The organism is Lutibacter sp. HS1-25 (assembly GCF_004121075.1).
Lineage (GTDB): Bacteria > Bacteroidota > Bacteroidia > Flavobacteriales > Flavobacteriaceae > Lutibacter.
Window position 1 is genome coordinate 34,305 of the sequence record NZ_RHLN01000018.1, and the last position, 26,158, is coordinate 60,462.

The 26,158-nt window shown below is 32.4% G+C and carries 20 protein-coding genes and 1 riboswitch; of the genes, 2 read left to right on the plus strand and 18 right to left on the minus strand.

What is annotated here, in order from left to right; all coding sequences use genetic code 11:
- The 13 genes from EC396_RS08265 to fabD all read right to left on the minus strand — a co-directional run bounded on the left by EC396_RS08265 (window position 1) and on the right by fabD (window position 18,516).
- Complete coding sequence (locus EC396_RS08265; protein ID WP_129366237.1) at window positions 1-3,330, minus strand: DUF2126 domain-containing protein; 3,330 nt, start codon at window positions 3,328-3,330, stop codon at window positions 1-3.
- Between the two features lie 245 nt (window positions 3,331-3,575).
- Window positions 3,576-4,157 carry a bifunctional precorrin-2 dehydrogenase/sirohydrochlorin ferrochelatase gene (locus tag EC396_RS08270; RefSeq protein ID WP_129366238.1) on the minus strand — a complete coding sequence of 194 codons (582 nt, stop codon included), beginning with the start codon at window positions 4,155-4,157 and terminating at the stop codon, window positions 3,576-3,578.
- A 72-nt stretch (window positions 4,158-4,229) separates the two neighbouring features.
- A complete protein-coding gene (gene cobA / locus EC396_RS08275) occupies window positions 4,230-4,997 on the minus strand; it encodes a uroporphyrinogen-III C-methyltransferase (RefSeq protein WP_129366239.1) in 768 nt (255 codons plus the stop codon).
- Window positions 4,987-7,077, minus strand: a complete 2,091-nt coding sequence (locus EC396_RS08280; protein ID WP_129366240.1) for a HEPN domain-containing protein — start codon at window positions 7,075-7,077, stop codon at window positions 4,987-4,989. Before EC396_RS08280 ends, cobA begins: the two co-directional genes overlap by 11 nt.
- A 96-nt stretch (window positions 7,078-7,173) precedes the next feature.
- Complete coding sequence (locus EC396_RS08285; protein WP_129366241.1) at window positions 7,174-8,421, minus strand: sulfate adenylyltransferase subunit 1; 1,248 nt, start codon at window positions 8,419-8,421, stop codon at window positions 7,174-7,176.
- A 101-nt stretch (window positions 8,422-8,522) separates the two neighbouring features.
- Complete coding sequence (cysD, locus tag EC396_RS08290) at window positions 8,523-9,422, minus strand: sulfate adenylyltransferase subunit CysD (protein WP_129366242.1); 900 nt, start codon at window positions 9,420-9,422, stop codon at window positions 8,523-8,525.
- A gap of 10 nt (window positions 9,423-9,432) precedes the next feature.
- Window positions 9,433-10,050, minus strand: a complete 618-nt coding sequence (locus EC396_RS08295) for a phosphoadenosine phosphosulfate reductase family protein (protein ID WP_240665664.1) — start codon at window positions 10,048-10,050, stop codon at window positions 9,433-9,435.
- Window positions 10,047-10,316, minus strand: coding sequence for a DUF2061 domain-containing protein (locus EC396_RS08300; protein ID WP_129366244.1), 270 nt, complete (start codon window positions 10,314-10,316; stop codon window positions 10,047-10,049). Before EC396_RS08300 ends, EC396_RS08295 begins: the two co-directional genes overlap by 4 nt.
- A gap of 127 nt (window positions 10,317-10,443) precedes the next feature.
- On the minus strand, window positions 10,444-11,610 hold the full coding sequence (locus EC396_RS08305) for a PLP-dependent aspartate aminotransferase family protein (RefSeq protein ID WP_129366245.1): 1,167 nt from the start codon (window positions 11,608-11,610) through the stop codon (window positions 10,444-10,446).
- Window positions 11,611-11,702: 92 nt separating this feature from the next.
- Window positions 11,703-15,092, minus strand: a complete 3,390-nt coding sequence (gene thrA / locus EC396_RS08310; RefSeq protein ID WP_129366246.1) for a bifunctional aspartate kinase/homoserine dehydrogenase I — start codon at window positions 15,090-15,092, stop codon at window positions 11,703-11,705.
- 100 nt (window positions 15,093-15,192) lie between these two features.
- Window positions 15,193-15,294, minus strand: a riboswitch (SAM riboswitch).
- 72 nt (window positions 15,295-15,366) lie between these two features.
- Window positions 15,367-16,656 (minus strand): O-acetylhomoserine aminocarboxypropyltransferase/cysteine synthase family protein, encoded by a 1,290-nt coding sequence (locus tag EC396_RS08315; RefSeq protein WP_129366247.1) that lies wholly within the window; start codon window positions 16,654-16,656, stop codon window positions 15,367-15,369.
- A gap of 398 nt (window positions 16,657-17,054) precedes the next feature.
- Window positions 17,055-17,492 (minus strand): DM13 domain-containing protein, encoded by a 438-nt coding sequence (locus EC396_RS08320; RefSeq protein ID WP_129366248.1) that lies wholly within the window; start codon window positions 17,490-17,492, stop codon window positions 17,055-17,057.
- Between the two features lie 136 nt (window positions 17,493-17,628).
- Window positions 17,629-18,516, minus strand: coding sequence for an ACP S-malonyltransferase (fabD, locus tag EC396_RS08325; protein WP_129366249.1), 888 nt, complete (start codon window positions 18,514-18,516; stop codon window positions 17,629-17,631).
- 78 nt (window positions 18,517-18,594) lie between these two features.
- On the opposite strand from fabD, the gene EC396_RS08330 reads away from it, so the two are divergent.
- Window positions 18,595-19,287, plus strand: a complete 693-nt coding sequence (locus EC396_RS08330) for a queuosine precursor transporter (RefSeq protein ID WP_129366250.1) — start codon at window positions 18,595-18,597, stop codon at window positions 19,285-19,287.
- Between the two features lie 217 nt (window positions 19,288-19,504).
- On the opposite strand, the gene EC396_RS08335 is transcribed toward EC396_RS08330, so the two are convergent.
- Both EC396_RS08335 and EC396_RS08340 read right to left on the minus strand, forming a co-directional pair.
- Entirely contained in the window at window positions 19,505-20,470 is a 966-nt protein-coding gene (locus tag EC396_RS08335) for a YitT family protein (protein WP_129366251.1), read from the minus strand.
- Between the two features lie 15 nt (window positions 20,471-20,485).
- Window positions 20,486-21,283 (minus strand): DUF2797 domain-containing protein, encoded by a 798-nt coding sequence (locus tag EC396_RS08340; RefSeq protein WP_129366252.1) that lies wholly within the window; start codon window positions 21,281-21,283, stop codon window positions 20,486-20,488.
- Between the two features lie 45 nt (window positions 21,284-21,328).
- Between EC396_RS08340 and EC396_RS08345 the strand changes: the two genes are divergently transcribed.
- Window positions 21,329-22,855, plus strand: a complete 1,527-nt coding sequence (locus EC396_RS08345) for a GH3 auxin-responsive promoter family protein (protein WP_129366253.1) — start codon at window positions 21,329-21,331, stop codon at window positions 22,853-22,855.
- A 38-nt stretch (window positions 22,856-22,893) separates the two neighbouring features.
- Here the strand turns inward: EC396_RS08345 and EC396_RS08350 are convergent, their stop codons facing one another.
- The 3 genes from EC396_RS08350 to queA form a co-directional block, all read right to left on the minus strand.
- Window positions 22,894-23,871: a polyprenyl synthetase family protein gene (locus EC396_RS08350; RefSeq protein WP_129366254.1), complete on the minus strand. Its 978-nt coding sequence runs from the start codon at window positions 23,869-23,871 to the stop codon at window positions 22,894-22,896.
- Between the two features lie 37 nt (window positions 23,872-23,908).
- Complete coding sequence (rlmN, locus tag EC396_RS08355; RefSeq protein ID WP_129366255.1) at window positions 23,909-24,946, minus strand: 23S rRNA (adenine(2503)-C(2))-methyltransferase RlmN; 1,038 nt, start codon at window positions 24,944-24,946, stop codon at window positions 23,909-23,911.
- 73 nt (window positions 24,947-25,019) lie between these two features.
- Complete coding sequence (queA, locus tag EC396_RS08360) at window positions 25,020-26,069, minus strand: tRNA preQ1(34) S-adenosylmethionine ribosyltransferase-isomerase QueA (protein WP_129366256.1); 1,050 nt, start codon at window positions 26,067-26,069, stop codon at window positions 25,020-25,022.
- Window positions 26,070-26,158: the final 89 nt, after the last annotated feature.

The following is a 26,158-nucleotide window of genomic DNA, read 5'->3' on the forward strand; positions in this document are numbered from 1 at the left end:
TTATTTTTTTCTTAAATCCAGCGTATGCGGAAATTCAAAATTAATCGGAATTTCTTTATAACTGAATTTTTTTGAACTTTCTTTTTCTTGAACGCTTCTAGCCGAATTATCATCGTCTTGAATTGTTTCTTCAACTGGTTCAATTTCACCTTGAGTATGTCCAAATTCCCAGAAACGATTGATTCTTCGAGATTCAGCCTCGTAACTATTTACTGGGTAAGTATCATAAGATCTACCTCCTGGATGTGCAACAAAATAGGTGCAACCACCAATAGAACGCCTATTCCAAGTATCAACAATGTCAAAAACCAACGGCGTATCTACCCCAATTGTTGGGTGCAATGCCGAATATGGATCCCAAGCTTTGTATCTAATTCCTGCCACATATTCTCCTTTTACAGTGGTACTATTTAGCTGAACTTTTACACCATTACAAGTTAAAACATATCTTTCATGGTTAAAATCAGCTACTTTAACCTGAATACGCTCTAAAGAAGAATCTACATATCTGGCAGTTCCTCCACCGGTCATTTCTTCACCCAATACATTCCAAGGTTCAATGGCTGAACGCAATTCAATATGAATATTGTTGATATCCACCATTCCGTGCAACGGAAATCTAAACTCAAAAAACGGATTGAACCAATCTTCTTTAAATTTATATCCTGCCCTATTTAACTGCTCAACAACATCTTTTATATCTTCACGTACATAATGTTCAATTAAAAACTTATCGTGTAATTCAGTACCCCAACGTACCAAATCGTGTTCGTAGGGTTTTTTCCAAAACCAAGCAACCAACGTTCTTACCAACAACATTTGCATTAAGCTCATTTGTGGATGTGGCGGCATATCAAAACCTCTCAACTCTAAAATTCCCAATCTTCCTGAAGAAGAATCTGGAGAATACAACTTATCTATACAAAATTCTGCACGATGTGTATTTCCGGTTAAATCGGTTAATAAATGTCTAAATAAACGGTCTGTTAACCAAAAAGGCACTTCTCCATCTTTAGGAATTTGACTAAAAGCTATTTCAAGTTCATATAAATTTTCTAAACGAGCTTCATCAATTCTTGGCGCCTGACTTGTTGGACCAACAAATGCTCCTGAAAACAAATATGAAAGTCCTGGATGATGTTGCCAAAAAGTTAACAAACTTCTTAACAAACTTGGTTTTCTTAACAACGGGCTGTCGGCTGGAGTTGTACCACCTAAAGTAACATGATTTCCACCACCAGTACCAGTATGTTTACCATCTAACATGAACTTTTCAGTTCCTAACCTTGCTAATTTTGCTTGTTCGTAAATGGTAAAAGTATTTTCTGTAAGCTCTTTCCAATTGTGAGTAGGATGCACATTTACTTCAATTACTCCAGGATCTGGTGTAATTTTCATAGATTCTAACCTGTGATCTTTTGGTGGCTCGTAACCTTCTAAAACAACAGGGATTTTTAAATCGCGCGCAGTTAATTCAATAGATGCAATTAAATCTAAAAATATTTCGGCACTATCTAAAGGCGGTAAAAACAAATACAATTTACCTTCTCTAACTTCAGCACACAATCCGGTTCTAACAAAATAATTATGCTTGTTTTCTAAAATACCATCACTTAAAAAAGCTTTATGTCTTATCAAAGCAAGTCGTTTATAACTTGGCAGTTTTTTCTTTTTCGAAAAATTATCAGGTTCGTACCTTGGAAATTCATTACCTGAATTCTGAATCAACGAATCTAACGGCAATCTTAATCCTACGGGTGAATTTCCTGGAATTAAAAACACATGTTGCCTCCTAAATTCCCATTTATTGGTATACCATTGCCCGTCTGAATTATTCAAAGGCAACACATAACCAACAACATTTGAAGTTCCGTTTTCTAAAATTTCATTTAATTTTTTTCGAACCAAAGAAGCATCTTTATCTTTAGAAGGATCAACATCAACTGGCAATTTACCTTGTTCCCATAAAAAATAAAAAGCATCTTCATAGGCAGGAATAATATGTTGATTTGAAATTCTTAAATAATTTGTAAGTTTCTCTAAGAATTTAATATCTGCATTTTCAGGCAATTCAACTTTGGGCGAAAATTCAGCCAATAATTTTTCGTTATGCCAAATAGGTTTCCCATCTTTTCTCCAACACAATTCAAATTGCCAACGAGGCAATGGCTCACCTGGATACCATTTTCCCTGTGCTTGATGTAAAACAGCACCTTTCGCAAATTTATCGTATAATCTTTTTGTAAGATTTGAAGCTAACCTTCTTTTATTTGGTCCATCTGCATCGGTATTCCATTCTGCAGATTCCATATCGTCAATAGAAACAAAAGTAGGTTCACCTCCCATAGTTAGGCGAACATCCCCTTTTTCTAATTGCTTTTCAACTTTAAAACCAAGTTTATAAATTTCATTCCACTGCTCATCTGTATATGGTTTTGTAACGCGTGGCGATTCAAAAATACGTTTTACTGAATTTTTAAAAAAGAACTCGGTTTCACAAATATCTGTCATCCCTTCAACCGGCGCAGCACTTTCAAAGCTAGGCGTACAAGCTAATGGAATATGACCTTCACCTGCTAACAAGCCCGAAGTTGCATCAAAACCAATCCAACCCGCACCTGGTAAATAAACCTCAGCCCACGCATGTAAATCGGTAAAATCTTCTTCAGGACCAGATGGCCCATCCAATGATTTTTCATCGGATTTCAACTGCACTAAATATCCTGAAACAAAACGTGCTCCAAAACCTAAATGACGTAATGTTTGTACAAACAACCAAGCGTAATCTCTACACGAGCCACTTTTTAATTTTAAAGATTCTTCACAAGTTTGAACTCCTGGATCTAATCGAATATTGTAATTTAAATATTCATAAATTTTTCTATTGATATCAATTAAAAAATAGATGGTTTTACGCGGTGTATAATCTATGGTTTTTAAGAAATCTTGTAAAAGTTTTCCATTTTCTCTAATTTCTAAATAAGGTATTAGCTCTTTTTTAATGGTTTCAGAATATTCAAACGGATATTCTTCTGCAGCTTCTTCAACAAAAAAATCAAATGGATTGATGGTTTTTAAATCGGCAATAATTTCAACATCAACAGACAATTCTTTTGTTTTTTCAGGAAAAATAAGGCGCGCCATATAATTTCCAAAAGGATCTTGCTGCCAATTTAAGAATTGATTTTCAGGCTTAATTTTTATGGAATATGATTCAATTGGAGTTCTGCAATGCGGTGCAGGCCTTAACCTGAAAATATGCGGAGACAAGGAAACCGCACGATCATATTTATAAGTTGTTTTATGAGAAATTACAATTTTTAGCGCCATAAGATAATTTTAAAATAAATGATTTTTTTATAAAAAATACAATGAAATACATTTTACAATCAAAAGCTAAATTTAGTAATATTTCAAAGAAAACTGATTTTTACTAAAAATAATATTTCATTATTAATAAAAACCAATAAAAACATCAACTTAATCGTTAAAAAAGTACAAAATGTTAATTTTACTTCTCAAAAATTGAAGTAACTATAAAACGTTGTAAAATACTTTTTTAAATAACGAGAAAATTACTCCTTTTTATGAACAATACCTTTGGTTAATTCATTCAAAGAATCTACTTTTTGCTGAAAATCACCTTTAATTGTTTTTCTGAAGGCATTTAAATTTTCAGCCAATTCGTCTATATTTTCTGGAATTACTTCTTCAAAAAACTGACGTAAACGTTTTGCTAAAGTAGGTGATTTACCATTGGTAGAAATGGCAATTTTAATATTTCCTTTGGTTACAATTCCACCCATATAAAAATCGCAATACGGCGGATTGTCTGCCACATTTACCAATATGCTTTTACTTTTACAATCATGATAAACTTGCACATTTACATCAATATTATCTGTTGTAGCAACAACCATATGTTTGCAATCTAAAAACGAAGGATTGTAAGAACTTTCAACAAGCATTACATCATGTTTTTTAGCCAATGCAACCAAATCTGGATGAAAATTAATTGAAACGATTGTTACTTTAGCATTTGGACTAGACTTTAACAAAAATGTTAGTTTTTCTAAACCAACATTTCCGCCACCAACAATCAACACATTTAATTGGCTGACTTTTAAAAATACAGGATATAATTCGTTTTGGCTCATTTTATAAATTCAATTTAAGAAAACTGGTTATAAGCAATAAAACTATTTTTTAATTATAACCCAAAATATGTATTACAAATTTTCAATTGCAATACGCTCGTAAAACTGGCGCAATTTACTACTTTCTTTAACAACTTCACCAATAACAATAATTGCTGGTGACGCTAATTTTTTTTGCGCCACTACTTCTAAAATTGAATCTATAGTACCAACACCAATTTTTTCACTGGCTGTTGTACCATTTTGAATAATAGCAGTAGGCACATTACCTTTGTTGAATTTATTAAAAATAGCGACAATTTCTGGCAACTTACTCATTCCCATTAAAACAACAACAGTTGCTGTTGATTGCGCTGCCAGGTAAATATCATTTGACAATTTTTTGCTTGAAGTTGTACCTGTTATAACCCAAAAACTTTCAGAAACACCTCTTGAAGTCATAGGAATACCAACACTTGCAGGCACTGCCATTGAAGAAGAAATACCCGAAATAACTTCGGTTTCAATACCAAAAGATTCTATATAATCAATCTCTTCAGAACCTCGTCCAAAAACAAAAGGATCTCCTCCTTTCAAACGTACAACATTACCATATTGAAAGGCACTGCTTACAATTAATTGATTGATTTTATCTTGAGAAAAACTATGCATTCCTTTACGTTTTCCAACAAAAATATGAGTCGCATTGGGCGCATGCTTCAATAAATTTTGGTTTATTAAGGCATCATATAAAACAACAGTTGCTTTAGACAATGCCTTAACACCCTTAACCGTAATTAAATCTGGATCACCAGGACCAGCACCAATTAAAGTTACTTTTATATTTTTATTAAGCTTCATCAACTAAAGTACTCGCTCTAAATTCGTCTGCTTTTTTATAAAACAATTGAGCATCGGCCAAATATTTTTGAGCAAATTCTAAACTTGGCTCATTGTTTTGTAATTGATAAATAAACGCTGAAAAAGGTTTGTCTAAATCTATTTTTGAAGCAAAAGTAGTTTCAAAATCTGCAATAATACCAGCGTGTGTATTTGTTTTTACATCTTCAGCCAATAACAATGCTTTGGCTGTATTTACCATACTTAAATAAGAATAATAAATACTATCTGAATATTGATTTAACTCTAAAGACCCTACTGCATTTTCTAATTTTTCTTCGCTTTCAAATAACAAAGTTGCAATTAAATCAATAACAACACCAGCACATTCACCAACACCAACAGCCATTTCAAACTGCTCTTCAGAACCCCAATCTATAAAATCACTTTGTACTAAATTTGTAGTATCACTTAAAGGTTTTAACAATTCGTAAAAATAAATTTCACCCTGACGGTCGTAATAATCTAAAAACGATTCTCCAACAATTACATTATCTTGGTAATTATTTAAGATTGTTCTTAAAGCTTCCGGGCCACGTTTACTTGGAATTTTAATTACTTTATTAGCAACTCTTCCGGCTCCATTTCCTAAAACTCCACCACCTAACAATACTTGCAACGCTGGTGCAACTAATTTTCCAGACTTCACAGTCATACCCTGAAAACCGATGTGCGCCATTGAATGTTGCCCACAACTATTCATACAACCACTAATTTTTATGGCAATTTCTTTGTTGTTTGCATATTGAGGAAACTCACTTTTTAATACTTTTTCTAACTCTGCAGAAATACCTGTACTACTTGCAATACCTAAATTACAAGTATCAGTTCCTGGACAAGATGTGATATCTAAAGCACTTTCGTAACCCGCTTCAACAAAACCTAATTTTTGTAATTCGACATAGAAAAAAGGCAATAACTCATTTTTTACATGACGAATTAATATATTTTGACGCAATGACAAACGGATTTCATTACCCGCATATTTTTTGATTAAATCGGCCAATAAACGTGCTTTGTCTGTATAAAAATCACCCAAATGCACTTTAATACCAATAGCACTAAAACCAGCTTGTTTTTGTTCAATAACGTTTGTAGATTTCCATAAATCATAAGCAACATTGTCTGTAATTTCTACAGCAGGCACTTCAATTGCTGGAACAATTATTTCTGAATCAAATTTTGAAGTATCTATTGGAAAAGATTGTGTAGACAATGCTTTTTGCTCTTCTTCAACCAATTTAACAAAAGCATCCAATCCAATATCCTTAATTAAGAATTTTAAACGCGCTTTGGCTCTTTTTGAACGCTCACCATACCTATCAAACACACGTAAAACAGCTTCTGTTACCGGAATAATTTTATCAGCTTCAATAAAATCAAACAATGTATCAGCCAAACGAGCTTGAGAACCCAATCCGCCACCAATCATTATTTTAAAACCAACAACATTGTTTTCAATTTTGGCAATAAAACCTAAATCGTGCATAAAACTCAATGCGGTATCTTTATCTGTTCCTGAGAAAGAAATTTTAAATTTTCGACCTAATTCCTGACAAATAGGATTACGTAAAAAGAATTCGAAAACTGCGTGAGCATAAGGCGAAACATCAAAAGGTTCATTTTTATCAATACCAGCAGTTTCACTAGCAGTAACATTTCTTACAGCATTTCCACAAGCTTCACGCAAGGTAATATCATCTTTTTCCAATTCAGCCCAAAGCTCAGGAGTTCTATCTAAACTTACATGGTGAATTTGAATATCCTGACGCGTAGTAATGTGCAATCTTCCCCTAGAATATTCGTCAGAAACATTGGCAATTCTATGCAATTGTTCGCTAGTTAATTTACCGTAAGGCAATTTAATACGAATCATTTGAACACCAAACTGACGTTGCCCATAAACACCACGAGCCAAACGCAAACTTCTAAAACGTTCTTCATCAATTTTACCTTCGTAAAACAGTTGAATTTTTTTATCTAATTCAATAATATCTTTTGCAACGATCGGATTTTCGATCTCGGTTCTAAAACTTTGCATTGTTTTCAATTTTTTTAGTTAGTAATAATAAGGTTCCTAATCCATAATAAATTATGAACCAAAAAAATATATGTTTTTGATTTTTAAATGATTAGATTAATCAATAAAACCTACCCCTACGGTATTATTGCTTTGTGTATCTATTAAAATAAAAGCACCATTTGTTCTATGTTCTTTAAAAGCATCAAAAAATATTGGCTTGTTAAGTTGAAATGAAACAGAAGCAATATCATTTACGTTTAAACCAGCTACATCGGTTTCTATTCCTGAATAATCTGGATGAATTTTATGATGAATCGCTGTTACTTTTGCCAATACTTTATTAACCCCATGTTGTAAAACATATTTAGAACCTGATGTTAATTGCTTGGTATCCATCCACGAAACAGTAGCTGTTAATTGCTTTTTAACTGTTGGCAATTCACCAACTTTAACAACCATGTCACCTCTACTAACATTTACATCATTTTCTAAAGTAATTGTAACTGATGATCTACGAGTAGCTTTTTCAATTTTCTTATCGTAAAAATAAATCTCTTTAATTTTAGATTTTGTTTCAGAAGGCAATACAACAATCTCATCACCAACATTTAATTCACCGCCATAAACTTTACCAGCATACCCTCTATAATCGTGGTATTCTTCTGTTTTTGGACGAATTACATATTGCACTGGAAAACGAGGTTTCCCTGTATTGTAAATATCTTTAGTATCTAATTGCTCTAAATGTTCTAACAAAGTTTGACCTTTGTACCAAGGCATTTTTTCAGACCCATCAACTACATTATCACCTTTTAAAGCACTTACTGGAATAAAAGTAATGTGTTGATCTTCATAATCACTTTTGTCAACTAATTTTTGAAAATCAGCTTTAATTTTGTTGTATCTTTCTTCAGAAAAATCAACCAAATCCATTTTATTTATGGCAACAATAACATCTTTAATTCTTAATAAATTATTGATAAAAAAGTGACGATATGTTTGCTCTATTACACCGTGACGTGCATCAATTAAAATAATGGCTACTTGAGAAGTTGAAGCTCCGGTTACCATGTTTCTTGTATATTCAACGTGACCCGGAGTATCTGCAATAATATAACTACGTGTTGCTGTTGAAAAATAAATATGAGCTACGTCAATTGTGATTCCTTGTTCACGTTCGGCAACTAAACCATCTGTGGCTAAAGAAAAATCTAAATAATCGTACCCTTTTTGTTTACTACTGCGCTCAATTGCTTCTAATTTATCGTCAGTCAATGATTTTGTATCATACAATAATCTTCCAATTAAAGTACTTTTTCCATCATCTACACTACCTGCTGTTGCTATTTTTAAAACTTCCATAATCCCCTCCTAACCTCCCCCAAGGGGAGGAATATTTTTTTTAATTTATGTTATTTATATTTTCACAATCTCCTTATTACCCCCTTTGGGGGCTAGGGGGATTAAAAGTACCCTTGTTGTTTACGTTTTTCCATTGCTGCTTCAGATCTTTTATCATCAATTCGAGCTCCACGTTCAGAGATACTTGAATCTCTAATTTCAGCAACCACTTCGCTAATTGTTGCCGCATGAGAAGCAACCGCAGCTGTACAACTCATATCTCCAACAGTTCTAAAACGCACAATACGTTCTTTTACTTCTTCTTCTTCATCTCTATAAACGTGCTCTGAAGCAGTCCAAATTAACCCATCACGTACAAATGTTAAACGTGGGTGAGAGAAATAAATAGAAGGAATTTCTAAATTTTCTTTTTCAATATAAGTCCAAACATCTAATTCTGTCCAGTTAGAAATTGGAAAAACACGTACATTTTGACCCAATTCAATTTGACCATTTAACATGTCAAATAATTCAGGGCGTTGATTTTTTTCATCCCATTGTCCAAAATCGTCACGTACAGAAAAAATACGTTCTTTTGCTCTTGCTTTTTCTTCATCTCTACGCGCACCACCAATACAAGCATCAAACTTAAACTCTTCAATAGCGTCTAATAAAGTGGTAGTTTGCAACATATTACGACTAGAATATCTTCCAGATTCTTCTTTTACTTTTCCTTCATCAATAGAATCCTGAACATTACGAACAATTAATTCCAATCCTAATTCTTCAACCAAACGATCTCTAAACTCAATTGTTTCAGGAAAGTTATGACCTGTATCAATGTGCATTAAAGGAAAAGGAATTTTAGCTGGATAAAAAGCTTTTTGAGCCAATCTAACCAATGTTATAGAGTCTTTTCCTCCAGAAAATAATAATACTGGCCTTTCAAACTGAGCAGCAACTTCTCTAAAAATATAAATTGCTTCACTCTCTAATGCGCTTATTTGTAACGTATCTGTCATTTTTATTTTTTTATGAATGCAATCCACATTCTCTATTCGATAATACTTTTGTTGGGTCAAAATACTTGAACTCATTTGGTAAATTATTTTCTTCCAAATAAGCATCTAATTTTTCATCTGACCAATGATAAAAAGGGCTCACTTTTAAAACGCCATCTTTACTTAACGAAACAATATCTATACTATTTCTAAAAGCAGTTTGCCCACTTCTTAAATTTGTAAACCAAACAGCTGGTTTGTGCTCAGCCATTGCTCTACTAAAAGGCTCTAACTTTACTTGCTCTGTAAAAATAACATGGTTTGGATCTTCAATTTGAGGAATTCCCATCATTGCATCTCTGTAAGCCGAAGTTTGTTTAGGCACATACAAATGTACATTTAAACCCAATGAATGTATCACCTCATTTGCATGCTTATAAGTTTGAGGTGTATTGTACCCTGTATCACACCAAATAACTTTCATATCAGCATCAACCTGCGAACAAGCATGTAAAATTGCTACTTCATAAGGCCTAAAATTAGTTGTTACAACTGCATTGTTATCAAGCGTTAAAGCCCAAGCAATTATTTCAGCAGGTGTTTTACCCTGTAAATCTTTATTGATTTTATCTATATCTAAATTTCTCATTTTTTTCCCCATTTTATAACATTCCAAGCTCTTTCGTGAAAAAAGTACAAGGCCATTTTTGTTACAACCTCAACCATACCTATAGACAATGCCATGGTAATTTCACCAGTAATAAAATACGAAATAACAATGGTATCTATAGTACCTACAACTCTCCAGCTTATTGCTTTAACAATACTTCTAGCTGCTTTTTCAGAGTTTTTAACCTCCTGAAAACTTTTTTCAGAATTATGTTTATTATGAGTCAAAACTTGATCTATTATCATTAGTTATAATATTATTCTTTATTTGCGATGCAAACATACATGATATTTAATAGTCTACCAACTTAGTAGACTATAAAAATTTAAAAAAATGAATTTTTATCATATTCTTAAAAAAATCTATAAATTTTTAACTATTTAAAGCCTGAACAACATCTTCAAGAATATCATTCACATGTTCTAAACCAACTGAAATTCGCACCAAGCCCGGTGTTATACCTGCCGCCAAGCGTTCCTCTTCACTTAATTTGCTATGCGTTGTAGAAGCTGGATGCGTTACAATGGTACGTGTATCACCTAAATTTGCAGACAATGAACACATTTTTATGGCGTTTAAAAATTTTCGACCTGCTTCAATTCCTCCTTTTACTTCAATAGCAATAATATTACCACCTAACTTCATTTGCTTTTTTGCAATTTCATATTGTGGATGCGACTTTAAAAAGGGATATTTAACTTTTGAAACTGCCGAATGACTTTCTAATGCTTTAGCTATTGCAAAAGCACTTTCACAATGTCTATCAACTCTTACAGCCAATGTTTCTAAACTTTTACTTAAAACCCAAGCATTAAAAGGTGCTAATGCAGGACCTGTATTACGTGAAAATAAATAAATTTCTCTGATTAATTCTGATTTTCCAACCACAATACCTCCTAAAACACGCCCTTGACCATCCATTAATTTTGTTGCCGAATGAACAACCAAATCTGCTCCATATTTAATTGGTTGTTGAATATAAGGTGTTGCAAAACAATTGTCTATAATTAATAAGATATTGTGTTTTTTAGCAATTTTACCTAACAACTCTAAATCTATAATATCTACACCTGGGTTGGTTGGTGATTCTGCATATAATATTTTTGTTGAAGGTTGAATTAAACTTTCAATTTCACTTGGATTGTTGATATCAAAATACGAAGTTTCTATATTCCACTTTGGAAAATATTGCGTAAACAAAGTATGTGTTGATCCAAAAATTGAACGTGCTGAAACAATATGATCGCCACTACTTAACAAAGCCGCAAAAGTTGAATAAATAGCTGCCATACCAGTAGCAAAAGCAAATCCATCTTCTGCACCTTCCATTTGCATTACTTTTTGAATAAACTCGGTATTGTTTGGATTGCTGTAACGAGAATAAATATTTTTAATTTTCTCTTCAGTAAATGACGCTCTCATATCTTCTGCATCATCAAAAACAAAACTTGAAGTCACATACATTGGTGTGGTATGCTCTTGAAATTGAGATCTTTCTATTTGATTTCTTATTGCTTCTGTTTCAAAATGTTTACTCATAATTATATCTATTTTTATCCCATCCATAATCCTTCCCAAAGGGAAGGAAACTTTTACAACTAATATTTCCCCCTTTGGGGGTTAGGGGGAATTTAATGTTTCTCTGCCAATCTTAATATATCACCAAAAACACCTCTGGCTGTTACAGCTGCTCCTGCTCCTGCACCCTGAATTACGATTGGTTTTTCGCCATAAGACTCTGTAAATACTTCAAAAATAGCATCCGCTCCTTGTATTTGTCCTAAAGCACTATTTGCAGGTACTGAAATTAATTTAACTTCCAACACCCCTTTGTCTTTTTGCAAATCACCAGACAAATCTCCAATATATCTCAATACATGACCTGCTTCCTGATTGTCTTTAATTTTTTGGTAATATGCATCCATTTCTTCTAATTTACCCAAAAATTCTTGCGCAGAACCTTCACGTAAATTTTCTGGAATTAAATTTTGAATAATAACATCTTTAAACTCGTTTTGCAAATCTAACTCTCGCGCTAAAATCAACAATTTTCTTCCAACATCATTTCCACATAAATCTTCACGAGGATCTGGTTCTGTATAACCATTTTCAATAGCTTCTTTTAAAACTTGACTAAAAGGCCTGTCTTGTACAGAAAAATTATTGAATAAATAACTTAACGAACCTGAAAACACACCTCTAATACCTGTGATATTTTCACCAGAATCGTGTAATAATTTAATGGTATCAATTAAAGGCAAACCTGCACCAACATTGGTTTCGTACAAATATGCTTTTTTATTTTCTTTTAATTTTTGACGTAATTCTTTATAAAAACCATAATCTAAAGTATTGGCAATTTTGTTTGAAGAAACCAAATCAAAACCACTTTCAACCAAATCGATATAATTTTTAACAAACTCGCTACTTGCTGTATTGTCAACTGCAATTAAATTTTCTAAATGATACTTATTTACATAATCAATAATGGTTTCAACATTGTTATTATCGTTACTTAAAGCCAAATCTTCTTTCCAATTTTCTGTAACCCCATCCTTATTTAACAATACTTTTGATGAATTGGCTACTGCAAAAATATTTAAGTTGATATTTTTACGTTTTAAAATATTTTCTTTGCTTTTTAATATTTGATCTACCAAAGTACCACCTACCAAACCTTTGCCAAATATGGCGATGTTGATGTTTTTAGAAACCCCAAAAATTTCTCCATGTATTACGTTAACCGCTTTCTTTAAATCGGTTTTCTTAACAACCAAACAAACATTTTCACCGGTAACCGTATTGTTAATTAAAATTGGTGTGATGTGATTTTTAATTAATGCGCTATATGGCTGATTGAAAGAATGCAAACTTTGACCGATAATTGAAATTACCGAAACATTTTCATTGATATAAATCTGACTTACATCTTTACTTTGAAATTCTGTTTGAAACTCTTCTTCTAAAACTTTTTTGGCTTTATAACCATTTTTACCATCAACAATAAATCCGATTCCTCTTTCTGAAGAACCTTGAGAGATGATACTAACACTAATATTTTCTTTTCCTAAAGCACCAAAAATTCGTCCGTCAACACCAACTTTACCCAACAAACCACGACCAATTAAATTAACCAAAGCTACATTTTGATCAACTGATAATGATTTTATACCACCACGCTCAGTTTCAGAACCAATTAAAGTTCCATTGCTATCTGCATTGAATGTATTTAAAATTCGTAAAGGAATATTTTTTTCGATTAACGGAATAATGGTTTTTGCGTGTAAAATATTGGCGCCAAAATTTGCCATTTCATTGGCTTCCTGATAAGATAATTTTTCAATTTTCTTTGAATTTTCAACCAATTCAGGATTTGCTGTGTAAATCCCATCAACATGTGTGTAGTTTTGAAATTCTTCAGCATTTAAAAAATTAGCAATTAAAGAAGCTGTATAATTACTTCCATTTCTTCCTAAAGTTGTGGTTTCACCTTGTAAAGTTGAACCTATAAAACCTGTAATAATTTGCGTAGTATCAACCGGTTGGGTTCTAAAAAACTCAACCACATTGTCTTCTGAAACACTTTCAAAAGGTTGTGCACTACCAAACTGATTGTTGGTTTTTATCAATTTTCTAGAATCTACAAAATTGGCTTTTAAACCTCTTTTTTTCAACAAGTGTACAATCACTTTTCCAGATAAAATTTCACCTTGTGCCAACACTTGATCTTTTACTTTTGGACTGTAATCGCCCAATAAGTTTACACCTCTAAAAATCTCGTCTAACAATTGAAATTCAGCAGCAACATCAACAGTGTTATCAATTTCTAATTGGTAATTTTTAACTTTCTCAAATTCTTCTAAATACGGCAAATTGTTTTTTGCTTTTTCTAAAATAGAATCTAAATGATCGGTTGTTTTACCACGTGCAGAAATTACCACTGCAATACTTTCTCCGTTGTTAATTTTAGTTTCTATAATATCCAATACACAATCTAACCCTTTTCCGTTGGCCAAAGATTGTCCTCCAAATTTTACTACTTTCATTGTATTTTTTTTTGAACTTTGATTAAAAATAGGTTCAATTATTTTTCCTAACTGTTTGTATTCCATTAAAAACGCATCGTGCCCGTGAACCGAATTTATTTCGTTATAGGTTACGTTTGGATGTGTTAATGCCAATTGTTTGTGTGTTTCTTTATTTTCTTCAGCAGTAAAAAACAAATCAGAATCTACCCCAATAATATGAATATTGGCTTGGATAGAATCTAAAATACTTTCGTCTCTACCTTTAGTAACATCAATAGATCTTAACAACTGATTCATTAATTTATAAGCCGATAATTGAAAACGTTCCTGCAATTTTTTACCGTGATGCAACAACCAACTTTCTACATTAAAAATCTCTAAATCTTTGTTTTTTGAACGTTGAAAACGTGCTTTAAAAGATTCGGGTGTTCTATAACACAACATTGCGTGCATACGCGCATCGTGAACTGGATTGCACGAATTGACTAAAAACTGTTCTTGAATTTGACAATTGGCAATTAACCAGTCTGTTGATTTCCAGTCGGTAGCAATTACAATTAAATTTTTTGTAATCACAGGGTTAATTACTGCCATTTCCCAAGCAATTCCGCCACCTAAGGACCCCCCAATTAAAGCAAAAAGCTGCTCAATTTTAAGTTCTTTTAAACCCAATAAAAAGATATTTGCAATATCACGCGCTTCAAAATCTTTGTAATTTTCAATTACAAATCCGTCGTAACCATTCCCTGGAATGTTGAACGATAAAACCGTGTACTGATTGGTATCAATTACCCTGTTTTCACCCACCAAATCAATCCACCAACCGTTTTCACCAGCAACATTGCTATTGCCCGTTAAAGCGTGATTGACTAAAATAATTGGAGCCGTATGCAGTGCTTTCCCAAAAACTTCATAAGAAAGTTGAATACGCTCACTTTTTATTCCTTTTTCAGAAATAAAATTAGTGAGCGATATATGTTGTAATTGATTCATTACTATTTCATTAAAAAATATAAAACGTACAATTTTTGCCGTTTGCTACTTATAAATTATTGTTGTGAGAAATGCTTAAATTACGAAGGTAATTACGTAAAAGTTATCTATCCAAATTGGGTAGAATTTAGCACCTTCTTTATTATGTAAAGGGTTGCTAAGGCTTCAACGGGTCTATTCCCTCTGCCTTTCTTGATAACAATAGTCAATAAGTTTATGAACTAAGCCGCAAATTAACGCAATAAATTGTTCTCACACAAAAATTTAAGTCAAATTATTTTGATTGTTCAGCTGCCTTAGCAAAAGCTTCTTTTAAATCATTTTTTAAATCTTCAATATCCTCAAGACCAACTGATAAACGAATTAAATCTTGTGTAACACCCGATGCAATTTGCTGATCTTCAGTTAATTGCTGATGCGTTGTGCTTGCAGGATGAATAATCAACGATTTGGTATCTCCAATATTTGCCAATAACGAAAATAATTGAGTTGCATCTGTAACTGCTTTGGCTGCTTCAAAACCACCTTTTAAACCAAAAGTAACCAATCCACTTTGTCCGTTTGGTAAATATTTTTTAGCCAAATCGTAGTATTTGCTACTTTCTAAACCTGGATAATTTACCCAAGCAACTTCTTCTCTATCCTCTAACCATTTTGCCAATTCCAATGCATTTGCACTGTGTTGCTTAATACGAACTGGTAAAGTTTCCAATCCTTGGATAATTTGAAAAGCGTTAAACGGACTCAAAGCACCACCAAAATCACGTAAACCTTCTAAAATTAATTTAAATGTAAATGCTGCTGCACCTAAAGCTTCGCTATAAACCAATCCGTGGTATCCGGCTGATGGCTCTGTAAATTCTGGAAATTTTCCGTTAGTCCAATCAAAAGTACCAGCATCAATAATAGCACCTCCTAATGAGTTTCCTTGCCCGCCAATATATTTTGTTAATGAGTGAATAACCAAATTAGCTCCATGTTTAATAGGGTTTAACAATGCCGGACTTGCAACTGTATTGTCTACAATAAAAGGTACTCCTGCAGCTTGCGATTCTTTAGCAATGGCTTCTAAATCTAACACATCTAATTTTGGATTTCCTAAAGATTCAACAAAAAATGCTCTTGTATTTTCTTGAACTGCTTTTTTAAAGTTTTCTGGATTTGAAGCATCAACAAAAGTTGTTGTAATACCCAATCTTGGTAAGGTAACATTTAGCAATGTAAACGTACCACCATACAAACTGCTTGAAGCTACAATATGATCGCCTGCTCTTAACAATGTTAACAATCCTGTTGAAATTGCTGATGTACCTGAAGCAAATACTACTGCTCCTACACCACCTTCAATAGCAGCTAATCGTTGTTGTAAAATATCGTTTGTTGGATTGTTTAAACGTGTGTAAATAAATCCTAATTCTTTTAATGAAAATAAATTTGCAGCATGTTCTGTATCATCAAAAACATATGATGAAGTTTGGTAAATAGGCACCGCTCTGGTTCCTGAAGTATTGTCTGTATTGTGTCCTGCGTGTAATGCTTGTGTTGATAATTTTTGAGTGCTCATAATTCTATTTTTTTATATTTTATTTAATTTTTAAAAATAAAAGTCCCTTTGGTTTTAGGTATTACCAAAGGGACTTAAATCTATATTGATTTTATTTTTCCATTTATTTTTGGCAATACCATATCATTGTGTTACGCATCATTTGCATACACATTGTTAATTGGTTTGACATGTTTTTTTGGAAATTTAAATTCATTTTCTGCTTATTTTAAAATAAAAAACCTCTGATTGCTCAGAGGTTTTACATTGTTTTATATTTAAAAAGTTTTAAACAATAGGTGCCTCTGCGTAAATTTTACACATCATACAACGCATTTTGTTAAACTTAATTATCATTTTTTTCTTTTTTGATGTCACAAATGTAATCACAAAATTTTAATATGCAATAAAATTTTATGTTAATTTAAAATTGCGTATCCAAAACTTACCGAAAAATCTACACACCAAACATTCACATATTTGTATTTTTTTAAATCGGTATTTTCAGGAATTACGTATGTAAAATCGCCAGAAATCCCTTTCAAATCACCCAAATCTACATACTCTGTTGATTTAATATCAGTAGATAAATACAGTAATAACTTTGGACCTGAATCGGTTTTAAAATTAGACAATGTAAGTTGTGTATTTTTATCATCCACAACAGCTTTTCCTGAGGTTGGATGCGCACCTGAAATAAAATCGCCCATAACAACAGCTGTTAGTGTTTCAATTACAACTTCTTCTTCCATTTCCATTGCTGTTTCTGTTGAAGTTTCAAGCACCATATCATCATCATTTCCTGAACAACTTACAAATAAAATGGTCAAACAATAAAAGGTAAATATTTTTTTCATATCTAAATAGTTTCTAATTAGGTCGAAACAAAAATATGTTACTTACAATTTTATTCGTTTTTTTTCAAAAAAAATGCCCCTGATACAAATCAGAGACATTTTTTATTGTTAATTGATAATTGTCAATTGATAATTATTAACTCTTAAATTCAGCGCCACTTGCAGCAACATTTCTGTCTATACTACGCATCAAACCTTGTAAAACTTTACCCGGACCAACTTCAATAAACTCAGTTCCTCCATCTGCAATCATTTGCTGAATAGATTGTGTCCAACGTACAGGAGCCGTTAATTGCGCTCTTAAATTCTCTTTAATTTCAGTAGGTTCTGTCACTGCTTTTGCTACCACATTTTGGTAAACAGGACAAATTGGATTGCTAAAAGTAGTTGCTTCAATAGCAGCAGCTAACTCTTCGCGAGCAGGCTCCATTAATGGCGAATGAAATGCGCCACCTACAGGTAATTTCAATGCACGTTTTGCACCTTTTTCTTTTAAAATTTCACAAGCCGTATCAATAGCAGCAATTTCACCAGAAATTACCAATTGACCCGGACAGTTATAATTTGCTGCAACTACAACTCCATCTATACTTGCACAAACTTCTTCAACAATAGCATCGTCTAAAGCCAATACTGCAGCCATCGTAGATTCTTGCGCTTCACAAGCTTTTTGCATAGCCAAAGCTCTTTTAGAAACCAATGTTAAACCATCTTCAAAAGTTAAAACCCCATTTGCTACCAATGCAGATAGTTCACCTAAAGAGTGACCCGCAACCATTTCTGGTTTAAAATCTTCACCCAAAGTTTTAGCTAAAATTACTGAATGTAAAAATATGGCTGGTTGTGTTACTTTTGTTTGTTTTAACTCTTCAGCAGTACCTTCAAACATAATTTTTGTGATTTCAAATCCTAAAATTTCGTTTGCTTTGTCAAAAAGTTCTTTTGCCAATGGCGAGTTGTTGTATAAATCTAATCCCATTCCTGAGAATTGTGCTCCTTGACCTGGAAAAATATATGCTTTCATTATAATATTATTTTATCGAATTTATTTGAAAATGCAAAAATAGTAATAATTTACTATATTCGTATCAATACACTAACAATGAATTCAAATCTAAAATCTGAAGCATTTACTATTTATCTTATTTTAGCTTCCATGTTTATTGCTGCATTGGTAGCTTCAAATTTAATATTTCAGAAATTTTTTTACTGGAATCCGTTTGGCTGGTTTCGATTTGAGTTGTCGGTTGGCATTTTACCTTACCCAATTACTTTTTTAATAACCGATATTATTTCAGAAATATATGGTAAAAAGAAAGCCAATCAGGTTGTAATTGCTGGTATTTTTGCCTCCTTTTTTGCTATGTTTATTGTTTTATTGGCCAACTACACACCCGCTATTGAAGGTTCTCCAATTAATAACACCTTATTTTCAAAGGTATTTGGATTGTCGCCAATTGCCGTTTTAGCCTCTATGTTGGCGTATTTATTTGCGCAATTTATAGACATACGGATATTTCATTTTTGGAAAAGAAAAACCAACGGAAAACACCTTTGGCTGCGCAACAACTTCTCTACTTTTTCTTCACAATTTATTGATACACTTACAGTTGTAACATTACTTTCAATTTTTAAAGTGTTGCCTTGGAGTTTGTTTACAACCTTGGTAATTAGTGGTTTTTTATTTAAAATAATTATTGCATTGCTAGACACACCTGTTCTTTATTTTATAGTGTATTTATTTAAAAGAAGATTTCATTTAAAAGATGGCGAAGAGATTGAGTTGTTTGATTAGGTTTTATAATGAATGATGAAAAATTAAGAATGAAAAATTCAAAAGTTAAACTACAAACACAGTCAACTCTGCTTTCTTTGTGTAAAACTTGGTGAACTTTGTGGTTGGAAAAAATAAAAAAGACTTCTATTAGCGTACATCTAACTTTTCAACCTTTATAATTATCACTTCGACTCCGCTCAGCGACCAATAACTTTCAAACTTTCGACTTTCAAACTTATTTCAGCGGACGTTTTTTAATCATACCACCTTTTGTGTCTTTAATGCTATTCATAATAATAAAAGCATTTTCGTCAATTTTATCAATTTCAGTTTTTAAATTGGCAATTTCCAATCGGGTAACAATGGTATAAATAATATCATATTCCGTTAAAGACATATCTGATTTTTCAAATCCGCCTTTACCTTTATAAACCGTAACACCTCGTCTTAATTTTTCAGTAATCATAGATCTAATCATTTCGCTCTTTACCGAAATAATGGTAATTCCGGTGTACTCTTCAACACCTTCAATAATAAAATCTACTGTTTTTGCAGCTGCCATATAAGTTAACATGGCGTATAAAGCCACTTCAACCGACAAAATATAAGCGCCAAATGAAAATATAATTATGTTAAAAAGTAAAATAATATCTCCAATTGTTAAACCCGTTTTTTTACTTAAATAAATAGCCAACACCTCAGTACCATCAATTACAGCACCACCTCTAATAGACAATCCTATACCGCCTCCCAGAAAAAATCCACCAAAAACGGCTATCAATAATTTATCTGATGTCACCACAGGATACGGAATAAAGTGCACCGTTAATGCCAAACCAACAATGGCTAAAATACTTTTAAAAGCAAATTGTTTTCCTAGGTTTGAATAGCCCAAAATAATGAACGGAAAATTGACAATTACAATTAGCAACGATAATGAATAGGCTGTAACTTCCGAAATTAAAAGTGAAATTCCCATAGCGCCACCATCAATAAAAGAGTTTGGCAGCAAAAAACCTTTTAACCCAAAACCTGCCGAAATAACACCAATAACAATAAAAAACACATCGTGAATTATATGCGAAATACTTACTTCTAAAATTTTAACCTCTTCAGAAAGTCGTCTGCGTTTTACATCTCTATTTTTTTTGAATCTGCGTTTTACAGTTTCAGCAATTATATTGTGAAAATATCTATTCATACTTGTCCTAACCTGCTATTTTATATTAATTATTACTTTATAACCTTCACTATTACGAACGTTGAAAACCGTATTGTCTTCAAAAATTAAATATTGACCTTTTACACCTTTTAATTTACCAACATAATGCTGACTTTTTTCTAAATTTAAAGTTTTAATTTTTTTTGGATATTGCAAAACCGGATATTCAATTTCAGTAACTTTTCCGTTGTTTGCTAAAAAATAAGGTTGTGCTTCCGCAGGAATATATTTTTTTAATTTTTCACGTTCTTCAAACAAATCAGCATCTAACACCTCATTTTTCAACATTTTTTGCCAACTTGTTTTATCAGCAACATAATCTTTTAATGCAACCTCCGTAATACCTGCCAAATACCTGTTTGGTACTTCAACAATTTCAATGGCTTTTGTAGCGCCTTGATCTATCCAGCGAGTTGGCACCTGTGTTTTGCGTGTTACCCCCACTTTTACATTGCTAGACAATGCTAAATAAACAATATGCGGTTTTAATTGCACGTTTTTTTCGAACTCTAAATCGCGATCTTCAATACCTAAATGCGCCTTACTTAATTCGGGTTTCATCACCCAATCTCCTACTGAAGCACTTTCATAAAAACAATCGTAACAAAAACCTTGTCTAAAAATTTTCTTTTCTTTACCGCAGTTTAAACATTGATAACCTTCAAAACTAATTTCAATTTCACGGTCCAATAATTGATTCATATTTAAGAAATCTGTTTCAACATCTAAATAATAGTGAACAACTTTATTTAGTTCTGTCATCATTTTTTTCAATACAGTTTGATATTGCATAAAAGTTTTTCTTATTTTTAACAGGTTAAAGATACTTAATAAAATATGCCATTTACAATAGTAAACTCGATAATTTCTTGGTTTTTAAAAAAACGCAAACACCAAATGGAGTTATTTTTAAAATATCCAATTGATGTTCAGCATGAATTACTCTTTAATTTACTTAGCAAAGCAGAATTAACAGAAATAGGACAAAAATACCAATTTTCTGCTATAAAAAACTATACAGATTTTGCCAATAAAGTACCTATTCAGCAGTACGAATCTATAGAACCTTTGATAGAATCTACTCGCAAAGGCAAACAAAATGTATTTTGGCCAACGCCTATTAGATGGTTTGCAAAATCAAGTGGCACTACCAATTCTAAAAGTAAATTTATCCCTGTTAGCGATGAAGCTTTAGAAGATTGCCATTTTGAAGCCGGAAAAGACATGCTTTGCCTGTACATTAACAACAACCCAGATACCGAACTTTTCTCTGGAAAAGGATTGCGTTTAGGGGGTAGTAGCGCCGTTTATGAAGATAACGAAACTTTTTTTGGCGATTTATCGGCTATTATTATTGAAAATATGCCTTTTTGGGCAGATTTTAGCAGCTCGCCAAAACAAGAAATTGCTTTAATGGGCGAATGGGAAAGTAAAATGAAAGCCATTGTTGAAGAAACCATTCACGAAGACATTACAAGCTTGGTGGGTGTACCGTCTTGGATGTTGGTACTTTTAAATAAAGTTTTAGAGCGAACAGGAAAAGAAAACATTTTAGAGGTTTGGCCAAATTTAGAAGTCTATTTTCACGGAGGTGTAAATTTTAACCCATACCGTGAGCAGTTTAAAAAATTAATTCCAAAAAAAGACTTTAAATATTTTGAAATTTACAATGCTTCGGAAGGCTTTTTTGCACTACAAGACCAAAACGATTCGCAAGATTTATTGTTGATGTTAGATTATGGCATTTTTTATGAATTTATTCCAATGAATGAGTTTAATGGCGAGAATTCAAATGCAATTCCGCTACAAAAAGTGCAACTCAACATCAATTATGCTATTGTAATTACAACCAACGGTGGTTTGTGGCGCTATTTAATTGGGGATACTGTTAAATTTACTTCATTAGAACCATACAGAATAAGAGTTACTGGCAGAACCAAACATTTTATCAATGTTTTTGGTGAAGAATTAATTATTGAAAATACAGAAGAAGCACTTCATATAGCGTGTTTAAAAACGGGTGCCGAAGTGTCTGAATATACTGTTGCACCAATTTTTATGACTGATGAAAAAAGTGGTGCGCATGAATGGTTAATTGAATTTAAAACTGAACCTAAATGTTTAAATACATTTGCCACAATACTAGACAATACCTTAAAAGAAATCAATTCTGATTACGAAGCCAAACGTTATTTAAATATGACTTTGACCGAACCAAAAATAAATTTGGCTAAAAAAGGACTGTTTTATAAATGGCTAAAAAAACAAGGAAAATTAGGTGGACAACATAAAATTCCCCGCTTGTCTAATTCGCGTAAACACCTAGATGAATTGTTAGAAATGGAATTTGCTGTTGGTTGTTAATTTTTATTAAATAGTAAGTTTAAAATAGACTCTAATTACTATATCTTACGCTCAATAACATAGTTAACCATTGTTAATAAAGAGTCTTTGTATGGTGAGTCTGGGTAGCTATTTAAAATTTCTAAGGCTTGTGATTGGTATGCCTTCATTTTGGCGGTAGTGTACTCAATACCTCCTTTTTCTTTTACAAAAGCTATAATTTCTTTGACTCTTTTTTTGTCTTTGTTGTATTTTTTTACCGAATTCAACAACCATTTACGTTCAGAATCTGAACTGGTATTTAAAGCGTGAATTAAAGGCAATGTCATTTTTTGTTCTTTAATATCAATGCCTGTTGGCTTTCCAATTTTAGCATCGGTATAATCAAACAAATCGTCTTTTATTTGAAACGCAATTCCTATCAGCTCTCCAAATTTTCTCATTTTTTGAATTTCCTCCTCAGAACTTCCAACAGATGCGGCACCAATACCACAACAAGCTGAAATTAAAGTAGCTGTTTTTTGACGAATGATTTCAAAATAAACATCTTCTGTAATGTCTAATTTTCGTGCTTTTTCAATCTGCAACAATTCACCTTCACTCATTTCACGAACAGCAATAGATATTAATTTTAAAATATCAAAATCGTTGTTATCTATAGAAAGTAGTAAACCCTTCGACAATAAAAAATCACCTACTAAAACTGCAATTTTATTTTTCCACAGCGCGTTGATGGAGAAAAAACCTCTTCTACGGTTGCTGTCGTCTACTACATCATCATGTACTAACGTTGCAGTATGAATCAATTCTATAACTGAAGCACCACGATACGTTCTATCTTCAAATTTACCACCAGAAACCATTTTAGCCACCAAAAAAACAAACATTGGTCGCATTTGTTTTCCTTTTCTTCTAACTATATAATGGGTAATTCTGTTCAACAGTGGAACATTGGTAATCATAGCCTCTCTGAATTTACTTTCAAAGAGTTCCATTTCTTGTAGTATGGGTTGTTTTATTTGTTCTACTGGCTTCATTAAGAAATCAAAAATAAGAAAAAAACAAAGGCAAAAATTAACTTTTATTAGCTAATTGTCCGCAAGCTGCATCAATATCTTTTCCTCTACTTCTTCGCACATTTACAATAATGTCGTTCATTTCTAAATTGCTGATATAATTGTTAATTGTATCAGGATTTGCCTGTTGAAATTCCCCATCATCAATTGGATTGTATTCTATCAAATTTACCTTACAAGGCACGTATTTACAGAATTTCACCAACGCTGAAATAGCTTCTTTAGTGTCGTTTATACCATCCCAAACAACATACTCGTAAGTTACCCTACTCTGCGTTTTTTCGTACCAATACTCCAAAGATTCTTTTAAATCTTCTAAAGGAAAAGCTTTGCTAAAAGGCATTATTTTTGAACGAACCTCGTCAATTGCCGAATGTAATGATACAGCCAAGTTGAATTTTACATCGTCATCAGCCAATTTTTTAATCATTTTTGGCAATCCTGAAGTAGAAACTGTGATTCGTTTTGGAGACATTCCCAAACCTTCTGGCGAAGTAATTTTTTCAATAGATTTTAACACATTGTTATAATTCATCAATGGTTCACCCATTCCCATAAAAACAATGTTTGAAAGTTTGCGATTGTAAGTTTCTATACTTTCTTTATTGATGGCTGCAACCTGATCGTAAATTTCATCGGGATTTAGATTTCTCATTTTTTTTAAACGTGCAGTGGCACAAAAATTACAGTCTAAACTACACCCAACCTGACTAGAAACACAAGCAGTAGTTCTGCTTCCGGTTGGAATTAAAACCGATTCTACAATTAAACCATCGTGAAGACGAACAGCATTTTTAACGGTTCCGTCTGAACTGCGTTGCTTGCTATCAACTTCAATATGATTGATTACAAAATTTTGCTCTAATATTGAACGTGTTTCTTTTGATACATTGGTCATATCATCAAAAGCATGTGCACCTTTACTCCAAAGCCATTCAAATACCTGATTACCACGAAAAGCTTTGTCGCCATTTTCAACAAAAAAATCACGCAATTGTTCTTTGGTTAAAGACCGTATATCTTTCTTTTCGCTCATATCAAATATGTTTATAAAAAAATTGTCTGAAAATTCACTTTTCAGACAATTTCCTTTATTAAAAAATCATTTATTAGATAATTAACATCGCATCACCGTACGAATAGAATTTGTATTTTTCTTTCACAGCTTCTTCATACGCTTCCATTAAAAAGTCGTAACCAGCAAATGCAGCTACCATCATCATTAAAGTAGATTTTGGTGTGTGAAAATTGGTAATCATACAGTTTGCAATACTAAAATCGTATGGCGGAAAAATAAATTTATTGGTCCAAGAATCAAATTCATTTAAACGACCGTTAGACGAAACTGAGCTTTCTACAGCACGCATTACAGTAGTTCCAACAGCACAAACTCTTTTTTTATGGTCAATTGCATTGTTTACAATTTTAGTAGTAGCTTCATTGATAACACACTGTTCTGAATCCATTTTATGTTTAGATAAATCTTCAACTTCAACAGCACTAAAAGTACCCAAACCAACGTGTAATGTTACTTCAGCAAAGTCTACACCTTTAATTTCTAAACGTTTCATCAAATGTTTTGAAAAATGCAATCCAGCAGTTGGTGCTGCAACAGCTCCTTCTTCTTTAGCGTAAATAGTTTGGTAACGATCTTCATCTTCTGGCTCAACCGCTCTTTTTATGTATTTTGGAAGTGGAGTTTCACCTAGTTCTTCTAGTTTTTTTCTAAATTCTTCATAAGAACCATCATATAAAAAACGTAAAGTTCTACCTCTTGATGTTGTATTGTCAATTACCTCAGCAACTAAACTTTCATCATCACCAAAAAACAATTTATTACCAATTCTTATTTTACGAGCTGGATCTACCAATACATCCCACAATCTACTTTCAGCATTTAATTCTCTTAACAAAAACACTTCGATTCTTGCTCCTGTTTTTTCTTTTTCGCCGTACATACGAGCAGGAAAAACTTTGGTATTGTTCAAAATCATTAAATCACCTTCATCAAAATAGTTGATTAGGTCTTTAAATAACTTATGTTCAATTGTTTTTGTTTTTCTGTTTAATACCATTAAACGAGACTCATCTCTGTGTTCCGCTGGGTATTCTGCTAATAATTCTTCAGGCAATTCGAATTTAAAATGTGATAATTTCATGTGATTTTTAGTGTTTTTTTTATGATTACATTTAAAAAGCCAATACTAATTTCTTCAAAAAAAGATAGATTCACGACTTAAATCAATGT